At 70.8% G+C, this 15,681-nt stretch carries 18 protein-coding genes and 1 pseudogene; 14 read left to right on the forward strand and 5 right to left on the reverse strand.

Annotation, left to right across the window (positions count from 1 at the left end; all coding sequences use genetic code 11):
- Positions 1 to 48: 48 nt before the first annotated feature.
- The gene (locus ACZ5J1_RS09055) at positions 49 to 936 is read left to right on the forward strand and encodes a LysR family transcriptional regulator (protein ID WP_464564532.1); all 888 of its coding nucleotides are present in this window, start codon (positions 49 to 51) and stop codon (positions 934 to 936) included.
- Positions 937 to 952: 16 nt separating this feature from the next.
- On the opposite strand, the gene ACZ5J1_RS09060 is transcribed toward ACZ5J1_RS09055, so the two are convergent.
- A complete protein-coding gene (locus tag ACZ5J1_RS09060; RefSeq protein ID WP_464564534.1) occupies positions 953 to 2,308 on the reverse strand; it encodes a flavin monoamine oxidase family protein in 1,356 nt (451 codons plus the stop codon).
- 103 nt (positions 2,309 to 2,411) lie between these two features.
- Here ACZ5J1_RS09060 and ACZ5J1_RS09065 point away from each other — a divergent pair, with 103 nt between their 5' ends.
- Together ACZ5J1_RS09065 and ACZ5J1_RS09070 are read left to right on the forward strand one after the other, a co-directional pair.
- Positions 2,412 to 2,939, forward strand: coding sequence for an N-acetyltransferase family protein (locus ACZ5J1_RS09065; protein ID WP_464564535.1), 528 nt, complete (start codon positions 2,412 to 2,414; stop codon positions 2,937 to 2,939).
- 43 nt (positions 2,940 to 2,982) lie between these two features.
- Positions 2,983 to 3,129: a hypothetical protein gene (locus ACZ5J1_RS09070; protein WP_464564537.1), complete on the forward strand. Its 147-nt coding sequence runs from the start codon at positions 2,983 to 2,985 to the stop codon at positions 3,127 to 3,129.
- On the opposite strand, the pseudogene ACZ5J1_RS09075 reads toward ACZ5J1_RS09070, so the two are convergent.
- Positions 3,069 to 3,935 (reverse strand): annotated as a pseudogene (locus ACZ5J1_RS09075) (agmatine deiminase family protein); the annotation flags it as partial. The gene ACZ5J1_RS09070 and the pseudogene ACZ5J1_RS09075 sit on opposite strands and share 61 nt — an antisense overlap.
- A gap of 23 nt (positions 3,936 to 3,958) precedes the next feature.
- Positions 3,959 to 4,888: a nitrilase-related carbon-nitrogen hydrolase gene (locus tag ACZ5J1_RS09080; protein WP_464564539.1), complete on the reverse strand. Its 930-nt coding sequence runs from the start codon at positions 4,886 to 4,888 to the stop codon at positions 3,959 to 3,961.
- Between the two features lie 90 nt (positions 4,889 to 4,978).
- Between ACZ5J1_RS09080 and ACZ5J1_RS09085 the strand changes: the two genes are divergently transcribed.
- Genes ACZ5J1_RS09085 through ACZ5J1_RS09095 form a run of 3 tightly spaced genes read left to right on the forward strand, consistent with a single transcriptional unit; the run spans position 4,979 to position 6,585 of the window.
- On the forward strand, positions 4,979 to 5,590 hold the full coding sequence (locus ACZ5J1_RS09085; protein WP_464564540.1) for a TetR/AcrR family transcriptional regulator: 612 nt from the start codon (positions 4,979 to 4,981) through the stop codon (positions 5,588 to 5,590).
- Between the two features lie 10 nt (positions 5,591 to 5,600).
- Positions 5,601 to 6,050, forward strand: coding sequence for an alternative ribosome rescue aminoacyl-tRNA hydrolase ArfB (gene arfB / locus ACZ5J1_RS09090; protein ID WP_464564542.1), 450 nt, complete (start codon positions 5,601 to 5,603; stop codon positions 6,048 to 6,050).
- A gap of 31 nt (positions 6,051 to 6,081) precedes the next feature.
- A complete protein-coding gene (locus tag ACZ5J1_RS09095; protein WP_464564544.1) occupies positions 6,082 to 6,585 on the forward strand; it encodes a M15 family metallopeptidase in 504 nt (167 codons plus the stop codon).
- A 13-nt stretch (positions 6,586 to 6,598) separates the two neighbouring features.
- Here ACZ5J1_RS09095 and ACZ5J1_RS09100 read toward each other — a convergent pair whose 3' ends face one another.
- The gene (locus ACZ5J1_RS09100; RefSeq protein ID WP_464564546.1) at positions 6,599 to 7,084 is read right to left on the reverse strand and encodes a hypothetical protein; all 486 of its coding nucleotides are present in this window, start codon (positions 7,082 to 7,084) and stop codon (positions 6,599 to 6,601) included.
- Between the two features lie 50 nt (positions 7,085 to 7,134).
- Between ACZ5J1_RS09100 and ACZ5J1_RS09105 the strand changes: the two genes are divergently transcribed.
- Together ACZ5J1_RS09105 and ACZ5J1_RS09110 are read left to right on the forward strand one after the other, a co-directional pair.
- On the forward strand, positions 7,135 to 7,677 hold the full coding sequence (locus ACZ5J1_RS09105) for a DUF1697 domain-containing protein (RefSeq protein WP_464564548.1): 543 nt from the start codon (positions 7,135 to 7,137) through the stop codon (positions 7,675 to 7,677).
- 140 nt (positions 7,678 to 7,817) lie between these two features.
- On the forward strand, positions 7,818 to 8,489 hold the full coding sequence (locus tag ACZ5J1_RS09110) for an FMN-dependent NADH-azoreductase (RefSeq protein ID WP_464564550.1): 672 nt from the start codon (positions 7,818 to 7,820) through the stop codon (positions 8,487 to 8,489).
- On the opposite strand, the gene ACZ5J1_RS09115 is transcribed toward ACZ5J1_RS09110, so the two are convergent.
- On the reverse strand, positions 8,399 to 9,310 hold the full coding sequence (locus tag ACZ5J1_RS09115; protein ID WP_464564552.1) for an alpha/beta hydrolase: 912 nt from the start codon (positions 9,308 to 9,310) through the stop codon (positions 8,399 to 8,401). The two genes, ACZ5J1_RS09110 and ACZ5J1_RS09115, sit on opposite strands and share 91 nt — an antisense overlap.
- A gap of 87 nt (positions 9,311 to 9,397) precedes the next feature.
- Between ACZ5J1_RS09115 and ACZ5J1_RS09120 the strand changes: the two genes are divergently transcribed.
- The 6 genes from ACZ5J1_RS09120 (at position 9,398) to ACZ5J1_RS09145 (ending at position 15,593) form a co-directional block, all read left to right on the forward strand.
- The gene (locus ACZ5J1_RS09120; protein ID WP_464564553.1) at positions 9,398 to 10,897 is read left to right on the forward strand and encodes a flavin-containing monooxygenase; all 1,500 of its coding nucleotides are present in this window, start codon (positions 9,398 to 9,400) and stop codon (positions 10,895 to 10,897) included.
- 29 nt (positions 10,898 to 10,926) lie between these two features.
- Complete coding sequence (locus ACZ5J1_RS09125; protein WP_464564555.1) at positions 10,927 to 12,288, forward strand: hypothetical protein; 1,362 nt, start codon at positions 10,927 to 10,929, stop codon at positions 12,286 to 12,288.
- Positions 12,289 to 12,298: 10 nt separating this feature from the next.
- A complete protein-coding gene (locus tag ACZ5J1_RS09130; RefSeq protein WP_464564557.1) occupies positions 12,299 to 13,252 on the forward strand; it encodes a DUF1214 domain-containing protein in 954 nt (317 codons plus the stop codon).
- A 9-nt stretch (positions 13,253 to 13,261) separates the two neighbouring features.
- Positions 13,262 to 13,903 carry a TetR/AcrR family transcriptional regulator gene (locus ACZ5J1_RS09135; protein WP_464564559.1) on the forward strand — a complete coding sequence of 214 codons (642 nt, stop codon included), beginning with the start codon at positions 13,262 to 13,264 and terminating at the stop codon, positions 13,901 to 13,903.
- Between the two features lie 157 nt (positions 13,904 to 14,060).
- Positions 14,061 to 14,672 (forward strand): dihydrofolate reductase family protein, encoded by a 612-nt coding sequence (locus tag ACZ5J1_RS09140; RefSeq protein ID WP_464564560.1) that lies wholly within the window; start codon positions 14,061 to 14,063, stop codon positions 14,670 to 14,672.
- Positions 14,673 to 15,593 carry a GGDEF domain-containing protein gene (locus tag ACZ5J1_RS09145; RefSeq protein WP_464564562.1) on the forward strand — a complete coding sequence of 307 codons (921 nt, stop codon included), beginning with the start codon at positions 14,673 to 14,675 and terminating at the stop codon, positions 15,591 to 15,593.
- Positions 15,594 to 15,681 lie beyond the last annotated feature (88 nt).

Consider the following 15,681-nt stretch of genomic DNA (forward strand, 5'->3'; position numbering starts at 1 on the left):
CCTGTTATGCAGGGTTCCCATGCTCCTCAAGCATGATTAACTGGGCGCATGATCGACCTGCGACTGCTGCGCTACTTCGTCGCCACGGCCGACGCCGGATCGGCCACCCAGGCGGCGACGCAGCTGCACATCACGCAGCCGGTGCTGTCGCGCCAGCTGCGTCAGCTCGAGCAGCAGCTCGGGCTGCGGCTCTTTGAGCGCGACGGTCGCCGGCTGGCGCTGACCCGGGCGGCCGAGGAGTTCCTCCCCCGCGCTCGCGAGCTGCTCGGTGAGTCCGAGGCGGTCGGCGAGGCGGCCCGAGCGCTGGCCTCGGGCGAGGTGGAACGGCTGCACGTCGCGATCCCGACCACGACGCTGACCGACGTGCTGGCGCCGTTCATCGCGACGCTGCAACCCAGCGACCCGGTGCCGCTGCTGCGGAGCCTGGACCCTCGCGGTGCGGCCGCGGCGATCTCGGCCGGCGCCGACCTGGCGATCGTGCACCGGCCACCGCCGCGGACGCTGGCCTCGAGGCGTCTGGCGGTGCTGCCGTTGCTGGCGTACGTGCGGCCGAGCGACGAGTGGGCCGATCGGGGTGAGATCGGGCTCGAGGACCTGGTCTCACGCACGCTGGTGCTGATGACGACCGACTTCCGGCCGCGGGTGCTGCTCGACGCCGCGCTCGACGCGGCGGAGCTCGCCTACAGCGACGTGCTGGAGTGCACCAACGCGCAGGTCGCCCAGGCGTTGGCGGCCGCGGACCGCGGCGTGGCCGTGGTCTCCGACGACCCCCGCTTCGACCTGGTGCCGCTCGGGGTCACGACCGCGACCGGTCCCCTGCGGATCCACCTGTACGCCGCCTGGGACCCGCGGCACCACGCGGCCGACGTGATCGCCGACCTCGTGGACCGGCTCGCCGCGTTCTGCGTCGAGCGGTACGGCCCCGAGGTCGGCTGATCGGCCGCCGGCCGGATCAGGCCAGCAGCTCCGCAGCGATCTCGGCGCCCACGCGGATCGCGCCGTCGACGTGCTGGAATCCGAGGCCGGCCACATCGCTGCTGCCGAACCGAACGGCACCCATCGGGGTGCGGAGCTCGGCGCCGTACCGGGTCAGGCCGCCCAGGTCGAAGCTGGTCCCGTAGGCACCGCCGGTGAGCTCCTGGTGCTGCCAGTCGCTCTCGTGGAAGACGATCGGCTCGAGCGCCGCGTCGCCGAAGTACGCACCGGCCGAGGCCAGGATCGCGGTCCGGCGGTCGTCGGCGGAGAGCCGGCCGAGCGTGTCGGCGTTCTCGCCGGCGACGAAGCCGACCAGGAAGCCGCGCTCGTCACCCTCAGGGGTGTTGTCGTAGATCTCGTGCACCATCTCGTACGGCGCGAAGCCGGTGCCGCTCAGGCCCTGCTCGCGCCAGAACGGCGTCGGGTAGACGAGCTGGACCTTGAGCACCAGGCCGAACGAGGAGTGCTCGCGCGCCATCCGCTGCTCGGCGGGCATCTCCGGGGAGAACCGGATCCGGCGCTGGACGGTCGGCGGGACGGCGACGACGACGTGCTTCGCCTCGTAGGTCTCGGTGCCGACGTGCACGACCGCGCCCGTCTCCGACCACTCGATCCGGGTGACGTCGGCGCCGACCCGGATCCGGTCGGCGAGGCGCTCGGCCAGAGCGGCCGGGACGCTCGCCAGACCACCGTCGACGCGGCGGTCGAGGATGAAGTCGGCGTCGACGAGGTTGCTGAACGAGCCGGCGCTGGCGGCCATCTGCAGTGCCTGCAGCGCGGAGAAGCAATGCGACGGCTTCGTCAGCATCGCGGGCCCGATGTAGAGCGCGACGTTCTCGCAGGCCTCGACGTCGTCGCACTGGTCACGCAGCCAGGTGGTGAAGGCAACGCTGTCCAGGTAGGCCGCGTCGGGGTGGGTCCACGGCCGGTCGGGGTCGGTCTCGGCGACGAGGGCGTCGAGCTTCTTGGTGAGCTCCTCGATCGCGGCGTTGGTGGAGTCCGAGACCGGGAGGTCCTCGGTGAAGCGGAGCGCGGCACCCTGGCGGTTGACGTAGAGCGACTCACCCTCGCGGTAGCGGGCGAACGTGGTCAGACCCAGCTCGTCGATCATCTCGATCAGCGCGGTCTGGTCGGGAGAGACCCACTGGCCGCCGACCTCGAAGGCCGCCTCGTGCTCGGCACTGATCCCGGCATGGGTCTCGGTGAGCAGCCGACCGCCGATCCGGTCGCGCGCCTCGAGGACCAGCACGTCCTGGCCGGCCTGCGTCAGGCGGTAGGCGGCGGTCAGGCCGGTCACCCCGGCGCCGACGACGATCACGTCGTGAGTGGTCATGGTGCTCTCCCAGAAAGTTTGAACGCTGTTCAAAGTTTGAACGGCGTTCAATCTGACGGATCCTGGGGCGCTTTGTCAAGCATCGGTGCTCCACAATGTCTCCATGCAGATCCGAGAGGCGCACCACCGCGACATCCCCGCCATCACCGCGATCTACAACGACGCGGTCGCGCACACCACCGCGATCTGGAACGACGTCGTGGTCGACGAGGACAACCGGATCGCCTGGCTCGACGAGCGCGAGGGTGGCGGCTTCCCGGTGCTGGTCGCCGTCGTCGTCGACGAGGCGGGCGTCGAGGAGACGGTGGGCTACGCCACCTACGGCGCCTACCGGCCGCACGACGGCTACCGCCTCACCGTGGAGCACTCCGTCTACGTCCGCGGCGACCAGCGCGGCAACGGCGTCGGGAGCCGGCTGATGGAGGCGCTGATCGCCCGGGCGCGGACCTCCGGCAAGCACGTCATGGTCGCCGGCATCGACGCGGGCAACGCCGGCTCGATCCGGCTGCACGAGCGGCTTGGCTTCACCCACGTCGGCACGATCGCCCAGGCGGGGATGAAGTTCGGCCGGTGGCTCGACCTGACCTTCCTCCAGCTCCGCCTGGACGACGCACCGACGCCGGAGTCCTGAGCCGCTAGGACGTGGCGATCGCGGGCTGCTGCTGCGTGATGCAGTGGATCCCGCCGCCGCGGTCGAAGAGGGCCGTGCGTCGACGGCCACCACCTGCCGGCCCGGGTACGCCGCCGCCAGGATCTCCTGGGCCGGCCCGTCGCTCGGGTCGTCGAAGCTGCACGCCACCACGGCGCCGTTGCAGACGTAGTGGTTGATGTAGCTCTGGTCGACCGGCCCGTGCTCGTCCTCGAGCCGCTGCGGCGCGGGCACGTCGACGATCCGGAACCCGCCGGGCAGGTCGGCCCGCAGGTCACGGGCGACCGCGTGGTCGGGGTGGGCCGGGTCGGGCTGGGCGTGCAGCAGGACGACGCCGGGCTCCGGCATCGCCGCGACGATGTCGACGTGGCCGCGGGTGCCGAACTCGTCGTAGTCGCGGGTCAGTCCCCGCTCGAGCCAGACGACCCGCTCGACCCCGAGGGTGCGACGCAGCTCGGCCTCGACCCGAGCCTCGGTCCACCCCGGGTTGCGGCCCGGGTCGAGCTGGACGGTGCGGGTGACGAGGACCGTGCCGGCGCCGTCGACGTGGATGCCTCCGCCCTCGTTGACCATCTCCGAGCTGATCAGGGTAGCGCCCGACCAGACGGCGATCCGGCGCCCGATCGCGGCGTCGTGCTCCCAGCTCGCCCACTCCTGGGCGCCCCAGCCGTTGAAGACCCAGTCGACCGCACCGAGACCCTGTTCTCCCACGACGAAGGTCGGCCCGATGTCGCGCATCCAGGCGTCGTCGAGCGGGGCCTCGAACAGCTCGATCGAGCCGCTCAACCAGCGGCGCGCGTCACCCAGGGCCGAGGGGTCGACCACCATCTTCAACGGCTCGAACTCGGCGATCGCGTGCGCGACCGCGGCCCAGGTGGCGCGAGCCTCGTCGGCCTCGGCCGGGGTGTCGCCCAGGGTGTAGCCCGACGACGGCCACGCCATCCAGGTGCACTCGTGCGCCGCCGTCTCCGGCGGCATCCGCCAGGTCGGCGTACCGGCGCTCACAGCAGGCCCGCGTAGCTGTCCGGGCGACGGGTGCTCAGGAACGGGAAGAGCGTCAGCCAGTCGCGGCGCTGGTCGAGATCGAGGTCGGCGACCAGGACCGCCTCCTCGTCCCGCGGCGCCTGGGCGAGGACCCGGCCGTAGGGGTCGACGATGAAGGACGAGCCGTAGAACTGGATCCGACCCTCGTCACCCGTGCGGTTCGGCACCACCAGGAAGAGCCCGTTGGCAATGGCGTGCCCGGTGATCGTCTGCTGCCACAGCGGCTGGGTGTCGAAGTCCGGGTGGTCGGGCTCGGAGCCGATCGCGGTCGGGTAGGCCAGCAGGTCGGCGCCGCCCAGGGCGTAGAGCCGGGCGACCTCGGGGAACCACTCGTCCCAGCAGGTCGGCATGCCCAGCTGGAGGTCGAGCGTGTCGACGGCGTGGACGGGGTAGGCGTCGGCGGCCGGGCCCGGCCGGAAGTACTTGTCCTCGACGTAGCCCTCGGTGACCGGGATGTGGGTCTTGCGGGTGCGGGCGAGCAGCTCGCCGGTCGGGCCGACCAGGACCGCGGTGTTGAAGCCGAGCCCGTCGCCGGTGGCCTCGGGGTCGGCCTTCTCGTAGAGCGAGGCGTGCACGTGGACTCCGTGCTTGCGCGCGGCGGCGGCCGCGAAGGCGACCGTCGGGCCGGTGGCCAGGTCCTCGGCGAGATCGGCGGGCACGCCGGTCGGCTCCTCGAACGCCGGGTAGCGCGACAGCGTGAGCTCGGGCAGGAAGACGATCTGCGCCCCGGCCGCGGCCGCAGCGGCGATCCCCTCGTCGAGGACGGCGACCAGCGCCTCGTGGTCCTCGCGCCAGGCGTGCTGGACGAGCCCGACGCGGACGGTGCCACGCGTCGGCTCCTCGACGCGCGCAGGGGACGGGAGGCCGGCTGCGGTGATGACCTGCATGGTGGGTTCCTTCTCGACGTGGGCTCGCGCCCATTAAACGAACGGCATTCGTTTTACAGTAGGATGGCGGCCCGACGCAAGGAGATGGTCATGGGACGACCGACGACACCGCTGCTCTCGGTCGAGGGGATCGCGGCCGCAGCACTCGCGCTCGTCGACGCCCACGGCGAGTTCACGATCGCGCAGGTCGCGACGAAGCTCGACGTGCGTCCGTCCTCGCTCTACAACCACGCGTCGGGCAAGGCCCAGATCGTCGAGGCGATGCGGGCACTGGTCTTCGAGTCGATGCCCGCGGTGCCCGACGACGCCGGCACCCCGTGGGAGTCGCAGGTCCGGGACCTGCTGCGCCACTACCGCGACGCCTTCGCCGCCCATCCCCGCCTGGTGCCCTTCCTCACCGCCCAGACCGTCTCCGCACCGGACGCCATGCGGATCTACGACGACCTCGCCCGGATCCTCACCACGGCCGGGGTCTCGACCGAGCGGTTGCTCGACGTGATCACGGTGGTGGACAGCTTCGTGATCGGCTCGGCCCTCGACCTGGTCGCGCCCGACGAGGTGTGGAACGCCGAGCACGCCCGGACCCCCGAGCTGCAGCAGGCGATCCTCGCCGCCGACTCGGGGCGCACGCGGGCCGATCGGGCCTTCGAGCTCGGCCTCGACCTCCTCCTCGCCGGGCTCGCCACCCGAGCCGTGGCCTGAGGCGCGAGGCATGAGTCAGCCGGACCTCGTCGTCCCGCCCGGCCCCGGCCTGCCGGCCGGCACCACGATCCCGGCGAGCGAGCTGCTCGAGCGGTTCTCCCGATCCCCCGGGCCGGGCGGTCAGTCGGTCAACACCGCCGACTCCCGGGTCGAGCTGCGCTTCTCCCCCGGCACCTCGACCGCGTTCAGCGAAGCCCAGCGCGCCCGGCTGGTCCGGGTGCTCTCGACCTCCCTCACCCAGGGCTACGTCGTCGTGACGGCGTCCGAGCACCGCTCCCAGCTGCGCAACCGCGGTGCCGCGCGGGACCGGCTCGTCGCCCTGCTGCGCGAAGCACTGGCACCGCCGCCTCCCCCACGTCGCCCCACGAAACCGAGCCGGGCCTCGCAGCGCCGGCGGGTCGAGTCCAAGAAGCTCGCCGGGCGGACCAAGTCGCTGCGCGGCCGGGTCCGCGACGACTGAACGCCTCTCCGGGGTGTGGTCAGATAGGGACATGCGCCTGCCGGTCTCCGTCGCAGCCACGGTCGTCCTGACCGTCGCGTTGCTCGCCGGCCTCACCGGCCCGACGGCACCGGCCTCGGCGGCAGCGGCCAAGCAGCCGATGAAGATCACCAAGCTCGACCCAGCCCTGCGCCAGGCCCTGCAGTCGGCGACGAAGGCAGCACGTAGTAAGGGCGTCACGATCCGGGTGACCAGCGGATGGCGCTCGCACCGGCACCAGCAGCGGCTGTGGCGCGAGGCGGTGGCGAAGTACGGCTCGCGGGCCGAGGCCGCTCGCTGGGTCGCGCGACCGGGCACGTCGCGGCACGAGACCGGTGACGCGATCGACGTCGGTTACCGCGATGCGCAGCGATGGCTCGCTCGGCACGGCGCTCGGTACGGGCTGTGCCGGACCTACCGCAACGAGCCGTGGCACTACGAGCTGCGGCCTCGCGCCCTCACCACCCACCGGTGCGGGCGGATGTACGCCGACGCGTCGCACGACCCGCGGACGTGAGCCCGAACGTGAGTCAGGGCCGGACCGACCCCAGGATCCGGCGCACCACGTCGCGGTCGTCGTCGGAGGCATAGACGTCCCAGTCGGTTCCGGTGGCCCCGACCCAGCCACCCCAGGCCGGCTCACCGCCGCCGGGCGGGATCGCGGTGACGCCCGGGCCGGTGGCCGGGTCCGCGGTCGTGGCACCGTAGAAGATCAGCCCGCCGTCGTACTCGCACGGATCGCTGCTGGCGAGCGCCCACCGCTCGTGGGCGAACTCGCAGTTGCCGGTGTCCAGGGGGATCCAGTTCCGAGGGATGTCGACGGTGACCCCGTGGTACTCGATCCTCTTCCACTGCTGGTTGCTCGAGTTCACCGGCGTGTGGTCGGCGAGGACCTTCGCGTGCGGGTTGGAGGACGGGGGCCCGGTGATCCGGCTGACCAGGACGACCGCGGCGACACCGACGACGGCAACACCGGCGATCGCGGTGGAGATGCGCTGCGAGCGGGAGGGAGCCATGGCAGCGATTGTGCGGCTCCCGGTCGGGCCGCGTGCGTAGATTGAGCGAGATGAGGTACGTCGTCCTGCTCCGCGGCATCAACGTCGGCGGCAAGAACAAGGTGCCGATGGCCGCGCTCGCCGCCGTGCTGTCGGAGCGCTACTCCGCGGTCCGGACCTACATCCAGAGCGGCAACGTGGTGCTCGAGTCCGACGACACCGCCGCCCAGGTCGCCGACTGGATCGAGACTCGGCTGCCCACCGCGTTCGAGCTCGACAGTGCGCTGATCCGGGTGCTGGTCCTGGACGAGGCCGCCTACGAGCAGGTGGTCGCCGAAGCACCGGCCGGGTTCGGTGACGACCCGGAGACCTACCGGTACGACGTCGCCTTCTTCATCGGCATCGCGGCCGACGACGTCTCGCCGCACGTCCCGACGCATCCGGAGGTCGACGTGGTCACCTTCGGCGAGCGCGCCTTCTACCACCGGCGGATCGCCGCGCTGGCCTCTCGATCGCGGGTCAACAAGGTCGTCGGCTCGCCCGCCTACGCGTCGTTGACGCTGCGCAACTGGCGCACGACATCACGTCTGGCCGAGATGCTGCGGGAAACGTAACGCCGGCGTCACACACAACAGCCCAAATTCCGATGATGTCACCCGACAAGAACCGGTTCTAGGTTGACTCGCGAGTGACACGTTGCGCCGCCGGGCGCCATGGGAGAGCGTGCTTTTCGGGACACGCGAAGGGACATCACGTGCGCACACGGCTCTTGCACATCGTCGCCACACCACGGGGCCTCGCCTCCAACACCGGCCGGATCTCGGCCGCCCTGCTCGAAGCCCTCGAGAACCACTACGACGGGTTGGAGATCGAGACGCTCGATCTCTTCCGCGCCGACCTCCCCGCCGTCGCCGGGGTGAACATCAAGACCAAGTACGCGCTGATGACCGGGCAACCGATCGACGAGGACGCCCGCGGGTCCTGGGCGGAGATCGAGGGGGCGATCCAGAACTTCCTCGCCGCCGACCTCTACCTCCTGACGGTGCCGATGTGGAACTTCGGCATCCCGTACGCACTCAAGTACTACATCGACGCGATCGTCCAACCCGGCTACCTCTTCCAGTACAACGCCGCCGGGGTGCCGGAACCGCTGGTGCACGGCAAGCAGATGGTGGTGGTCGCCTCCAGCGGCGGTGACTACTCCCAGGAGCACCTGGCCCCGCTGAACTTCGTGGAGAGCTACCTGCGCTCGATCTTCGGGCTCGCAGGCATCACCGACGTGAAGTTCTTCCACGCCCAGCCGATGGACGTCTCCCTCGAGACCCGCAGGGAGGCTCAGCGCTCGACGATCGCCGACGTCCGGCGCTGGGTGGCCAACGGCGCCTGGGCTGAGTCGGGCGACCTGGACCTCGAGATGGAGGCGTGAGACACCGCACTTCCGCGACCTAGGGCCACCGGGCGCAGCTTGGCGGCCCAGCCCACCAGCGCGTCCAGCGGCTGCTCCCAATCCGTGTCCAGCATCAGGTTGTGCCCGGCACGGTCGAACTCGCGCAGCTCGGCGTCGTAGTACTCGGCCGTCCGACGCAGGTCGGCGATCGGCACCAACCGGTCCCGCCGCGCCCCGAGCACGAGGACCGGCGCCCGGTTGATCGGCCGCTCCGGCGGACGGTGGAACAGCAGCTGGAGCTGGACCCACGGCGACTCCGGACCGCACTGGCCCGCCCAGTACCCGGCCTCCCCGGGACCGAGCCGCTCGAACAGGTAGCCCGTCCGCATCGGCAGGGTGCGGCCCACGCTCATCGCCAGGGCGTCGCCCGGGTGCGCCCGCAGGACCGACAGGAAGGACCCGATCGCCGGACGCGGACCGATCGAGGCGACCAGGACCCCCGCGTGCACGGCTCGGCGCGCCATCACCCGCTGGACGATCAGGCCACCCATCGAGTGGCCGACCAGGACGGGCGGCTCGTCGAGGGCGTCGATGACGGCCGTGACGTCGTCGACGTAGTCGGCCAGTCGCGCCCGTCGCACGTTGCCGGCGCTGCCGGCGTGCCCGCGCAGGGACACGGCGTACGACGACCATCCGGTCGCCGCAGCCCGGTGCATCCACGGGCCCCAGCACCAGGCCCCGTGGCCGAGGCCGTGGACGAAGAGCAGCGGCGGGCCGGCGTGCGCGGCTGCCCTCGGACGCAGCTCACGCACTTCGAGATCGGGGCGACGGGGCACCACGAACAGGGAATCGGGCGTCATGGGACTCCTCGGGTCTTGTGTTCTGGATCACGTCAGCCTAATGTGACCAGCGGTCATATGACCACAGGTCACATGAGGAGGGGATCCATGACCACGCCACACGACGCACCCGTTCCGCACGTCGACGTCCTGATCGTCGGTGCCGGCCTGTCCGGGATCGGCGCCGCGCACCATCTCGCGACGGGCCTGCCGACCTGGTCCTACCTGATCGTCGAGTCACGCGCCGAGATCGGAGGCACCTGGGACCTGTTCCGCTACCCCGGGATCCGCTCCGACTCGGACATGCACACGCTCGGCTACCGGTTCCGGCCCTGGACGGAGGCGAAGTCGATCGCCGACGGTCCAGCGATCCGCGACTACATCCGGGGTGCCGCCTACGAGGCCGGGATCGACCGCCACATCAGGTTCAACACCCGGGTCGTCGCCGCCTCGTGGTCCAGCACCCGCGCCCGGTGGACCGTGACCCTCGAAACCGGCGGCCGGGAGCAGCAGGTGACCTGCGCGTTCCTCTGGTCCTGTGCCGGCTACTACGACCACGCCGCCGGCTTCACCCCGCACTTCGAGGGGATCGACGACTTCGCCGGGACCGTCGTCCACCCGCAGGCCTGGCCGACCGAGCTCGACCACACCGGCAAGCGGGTCGTCGTGATCGGCTCCGGCGCCACCGCCGTGACACTGGTCCCGGCGATGGTGAAGGAGGCCGCGCACGTGACGATGCTGCAGCGCTCGCCGACGTACGTGATGAACCTGCCCTCGACCGACCGGATCGCCGTCGCCCTGCACCGGGTCCTGGGCGACCGCCTCGGCTACGCCGCCGCCCGGTGGAAGAACGTCGGCAAGCAGTGGGGCGTCTACACGTTCTGCCAGAGGTTCCCGCGCGCCGCGCGGCGGTTCATCCGGGCCTCGCAGGCCCGGGCCCTGCCCGCCGGGTACGACCTCGACAGCCACTTCACGCCGACCTACGACCCGTGGGACCAGCGGCTCTGCGCGGTGCCGGACAACGACCTCTTCAACGCCCTCTCCAGCGGCGAGGCCGAGATCGTGACCGCACGGATCGACCGGTTCGACGAGACCGGGATCCGCCTGGTGTCGGGCGAGCACCTCGACGCCGACATCGTCGTCACCGCGACAGGTCTCAACCTGATGGCGTTCGGCGGGCTCGAGCTCACCGTCGACGGCGAGCCCGTGACCATCTCCGAGACGATCGCCTACAAGGGGATGATGCTCAGCGGCGTCCCGAACTTCGCCTTCACGGTCGGCTACACCAACTCGTCGTGGACGCTGAAGGCCGACCTCGTCGCCGAGTACGTCGTCCGGCTGCTGCGCCAGCTCGACCTGACCGGGCACGAGATCGCGGTCCCGGTCAACGACGACCCGGACCTAGAGACCACCCCGTTGATGGACTTCTCCGCCGGCTACGTCCTGCGCGCCCTCGACCGACTCCCCCGGGCCGGCAGCCACAAGCCGTGGCGGCTGGGGATGAGCTATCCGAGCGACCTGATCACGCTGCGCCACCGTCGGATCGAGGACGGCGTGATGACGCTGAGCAACCGCACCCGGGCGACCGACCTCGCCTCCACCCACTGACCACCACCGAACGACCAAGGAAACGAATCATGCGAACCACCTGGCTCAACGCAGCGCTGGCTGGACTGACCACCGCCACCCTCGCCGCCGTACTCCCTCTCGGCAGCGCCTCCGCAACCACCTCCGCGACCACCGCCCCGCCAACGACCGCGCCCACCACCGCGAACCGGACCCCGGCACCGGGGAACTGCTTGTGGCTGCACACTTTCACAGCCGACGAGACCGACGACAACTACGCGTTCCCGGACTCCGGCGCGATGTACTGGGCCGCCTCGTTCTCGATCCCGGCCGGCGCCAAGCTCGACCTGGTCGGCCGGTTCGCGCACGCCCGGTACCAGTCCCTCAACTCCTACGACGTCTCGACCAACGCGCCGGTCGACGCCCTCAACGACGTCAGCACCCGGCCCGACAAGGGATCGCGCAACCCGTTCAAACCCGGCGCCCGGCGCGACGGCGAGAAGCACCGCTCCTACACGGTGCGGGTCTCCGCCGCTCAGGTCCCGACGACCCCGCGTCGACGCAACACCCTCTACGCCGGCGTCGCCGGGCAGGACACCCAGGTCCTGCTGTACCGCGTCTACCTGCCGGACCGGGGACGCGGCATCGCCGGCGGCGCCGGTCTCCCCCAGCCGCGCCTCACCCTGGCCGACGGCACCGTGCTGCGCGGCACCAAGGCCTGCACCGCCCTGGAGGCCTCGCGCACCAAGCCGGCCGTGGCCGTCCTGCCGATGCCGATGTACCGCGCCCTGCGGGACCAGCCCGGAAAGCCCGCCACGTTCCCGGCGCTCAAGGACCCGCGCTGGATCGCGTACTACAACACCAACTTCGGGATCCAGTGCACCTACTTCGACCAGTGCTCGGGGAACCCGGAGCGGATCAACCAGCAGTACGCCAACATCGACAACAAGTACGTCAGCACCCAGGCCAGCCGCAGCCACGGTCCCGTCCTCACCCTGCGGGGCACCCTGCCGGTGACCCCGAGCACGCTGCACCGGGAGAAGCGGATGACCGCGAAGGTGGACATGCGGTACTGGTCGCTGTGCACCAACGAGTCGATGGCGACCACCCGCGTCCAGGACTGCGTCAACGACGAGGACGTGGTCACCAACCGCAAGGGCCGCTACACGATCGTGATCAGCAGTGCCGCCGACCGGCCCAGCAACGCCGTCCGCCGGTGCGGGGTCACCTGGGTCGAGGCCCCGCGCCGTGGTGACGGTGCGGGACACCCTGACGACGACCTGATCCTGATCCGGAACATGCTGCCCTCGAAGCGCTTCACCCACGCGGTGCAGAACACGTCGAAGCCCGGCGACGAGAAGGCCGTCATGGGCGAGTACTTGCCCACGTCGACATACTCGTCGGTGGAAACGTTCGAGAAGCGTGGATGCTGAGGAGAAGCGCATGAGCACGCACGTCAACACCGACAACTTCGTCCGCGCCGAGACCGACCGGATGTTCAACGACATCCAGCTCGGTGCCGGGGGCATCAACCAGTTCCGGCACAACAGCACGCCGGCATCGATCGATGAGCAGACCGTGATCCGGCTCAACCGGGACACGCTCTACAGCTTCGCGATCGTCGATGCCAGCAACGGCTTCGCGCTCACCCTGCCGGACACCCAGGGCCGCTACCTCTCGGCGATGGTGGTCAACAACGACCACTTCGTCACGACGATCCTGCACGACGCCGGCACGCACCAGGTGCGGACCGAGACCATCGGCACCGCGTACGCCCTGGTGGCCGTCCGGATCCTGGTCGACCCGAACGACGCCGACGACGTCGCCGCGGTGGGCGCCCTTCAGGACCAGATCGTGCTCGAGGCCTCGAGCTCCCACCCCTTCGCCAGCCCGGAGTACGACGCCGAGTCGTTCAACAACACCCGGTCGGCACTCCTGGCGCTGGCCGCCGAGCTGCGCGGTTTCGACCGCACCTTCGGCAACCGGTGGGACGTCGACCCGATCCGGCACCTGATCGGGACCGCGGCCGGCTGGGGTGGACTGCCCAGCAGCGAGGCGGCCTACGTCGGCGTCACCCCGAAGGTCGACGGCGACGCGGAGATCACGATGCGCGACGTCCCTGCCGACGCCTTCTGGTCGATCTCGGTGTACAACGCCGAGGGCTTCTTCGAGAAGAACCCGTACGACAGCTACACGATCAACAGCATCACCGCGACCCCCGAGCCGGACGGGTCCGTGGTCGTCCGCTTCGTGACCGGGGAGCCGGTGCTGCCGAACAGCATCCCGGTGCCGAAGGGCTGGAACTTCCTGGTCCGGGCCTACCGACCGCGGGTGGCCTTCTTCGACGGCACCTGGGTGTTGCCGGAGGTCCAGCCGCTCGCGGAGCCGGCCGTCTAGGCTCCGTCCGTGCCGACTGGAACCTGGGAGCGTCTCGCCCCTGCCCGCCGCGAGGCCGTGACCGCCGCGGCCGAGCACGAGTTCGCGACCCGAGGTTTCAGCCAGGGCAGCCTCAACACGATCGCGGCCGAGGCCGGCGTCGCGAAGGGGAGCCTCTTCCAGTACTTCGACGACAAGGTCGACCTGTTCGCCTACGTGGCCTCGCTCGCGAGCGTCCGGGTCCGCGGGCACATGGAGACGATCGCCGCCGACCTGCCCTGGGACGCTGACTTCTTCGGCAGCATCCGCGCGCTCAACGAGCACTGGGTGGCGTACTTCTTCGAGCACCCGGTCGACCTCGCCCTCACGGCCGCGGCGAACCTGGAGCCGGACCGCCTCGCCCGCGAGGCGGTCCGGTCCAGTGCCGCCGACGAGTACCGCGGGATGATGGCTCCGCTGATCGAGCTCGCCAGTGCCAACGGCCAGTTCCGCGACGGCGCGGACACGGACGCACTGCTGGCGATGCTGCTGCTGCTCTTCCCCCACATCGCGTTGTCGCCCCACATCAACGGCCTCGACCTGGTGCTCGGCACGTACGGCGCCGAGCCGCTCGAGGCGGCGGCCGGGTCGGACCGACTCCTCCAGGTGCTCGAGCTCGCCTACCGCCGCTGAACGCGGACCATCGACCAGGCCGTGATCGATCGGATCTTTGCCTTCGAGAATCTCCAAGAGGCGTACGCGTACGTCGACAGTGGACGTAGGGTCGGCAACGTCGTGGTCGTGCTCCCCACCGACGTGACCTAGACGCGATTTCGGAAGCGGGTGAGTGATGCGGTTGGTGGTGCAGGAGTTCGTCTCCCTGGACGGTGTCTCCCAGGGACCGGGAGCACCCGATGAGGACACCAGCGACGGCTTCACCCGGGGCGGCTGGTTCGTGCCGTACGTCGACGAGGAGTTCCTGGCGATCGTCGGCGGCTGGCTGGCCTCGGCCGACGCGCTGCTGCTCGGCAGCCGGACGTACCTCAACTTCGCCCGCGACTGGCCGCAGATGACCGACCACCCGTTCGGCGGCATCATGAACAGCCTCCCCAAGTACGTCGCCTCCGACTCGCTCCACGAGGGCAGCTGGGACCCGACGACGGTCCTGTCCGGCGACGTCGCGGCCCAGGTCGCGGCCCTGAAGCAGCAGCCGGGTCGCGAGCTCCAGGTCCACGGCAGCGCCCGGCTGGCCCAGTCCCTGCTGGCCGCCGGTCTGGTCGACGTGGTGCGGCTGGTGGTCGCGCCCGTCGTGGTCGGGCAGGGACGCCGGCTCTTCCCGGACGGAGGCGCTCCGGCCGGGATGCGGCTGGTCGGCCACCAGATGACCCCGGGGGGTCTGTCGGTGCACACCCTCGAGTCCGTCGGGACCCCCGAGTTCGGCACCTACGGCCCGGAGAGCTGAGTGGACCACCCCGGCACCTCGCCCGGCTCACTGCCCGACTCCTTGCGTGACCTCCTCTTCGCCGCCCTCGAGCACTCGCCGGTGCCCAAGGTGGTCACCGACGAGCAGATGATCGTGCGCTACCTGAACCGGGCCTCGATCGAGAAGCTCACCGCGCTGCAGGACCACCTGCCCCGCCCGGTCTCCGAGATGGTTGGCACCCCGCTCGACACGCTCGTCGACCTGCCATGGCGGCACCCGGACGAGGCGAGCTCGCCCGACGGGGCCACCCGGTCGACGCTGATCACCCTCGGCGAGGAGACGCTCGAGCTGTGGGTCGACGCCCTGGTCACCCCGGAGGGCACGTTCGTCGGAGCGGTGGCCACCTGGGACGTCGTCACCGGGCACATCACGACCCTGCAGCGTGAGAACAGCCAGCTCCAGCACCACGCCGACCACGACTCCCTCACCGGCGCCCTGACCCGGCGGGCCTTCACCGACGCCTTCGACGCGCGCACCGGCCCGGACGGGGCGCTCTTCCTGTTCGACCTCGACAACTTCAAGCACCACAACGACACCTACGGGCACGCCCGGGGCGACCAGATCCTGGTCGCGGTCGTCGACGGGATCCGGCGTCGGCTGCGCCGCGACGACGTCGTCGCGCGGATGGGTGGCGACGAGTTCATCGTGCTGATGAACGGGGTGCGCGACGCCGACACCGACGTCGTGGCGGCCGACCTCCTCCGTCGGGTCAGCGCCTCGGCCCGTCGGGCCTCCTCGGACCCGGACCATCCGGTCACGGTCAGCATCGGTGCCGTCGGGCTCGGCGCCGGCCTCGACCTGGACTCGGCGCTCACCCGAGCCGACGCCGCCCTCTACGAGGCGAAGCAGTCCGGTCGCAACACCTACCGTCGCGCAAGGACCCCCGCGGCTCCGGCCTAGCACGTTCCGGCGCTCCCGGAGGCGGGAATCGCGGGCGACACGACCTTGGTCCTGATGTGACCGTCCCCACGGCTTCGCGGGCCTACGC

This window comes from Nocardioides sp. JCM 18999 (genome assembly GCF_055391175.1).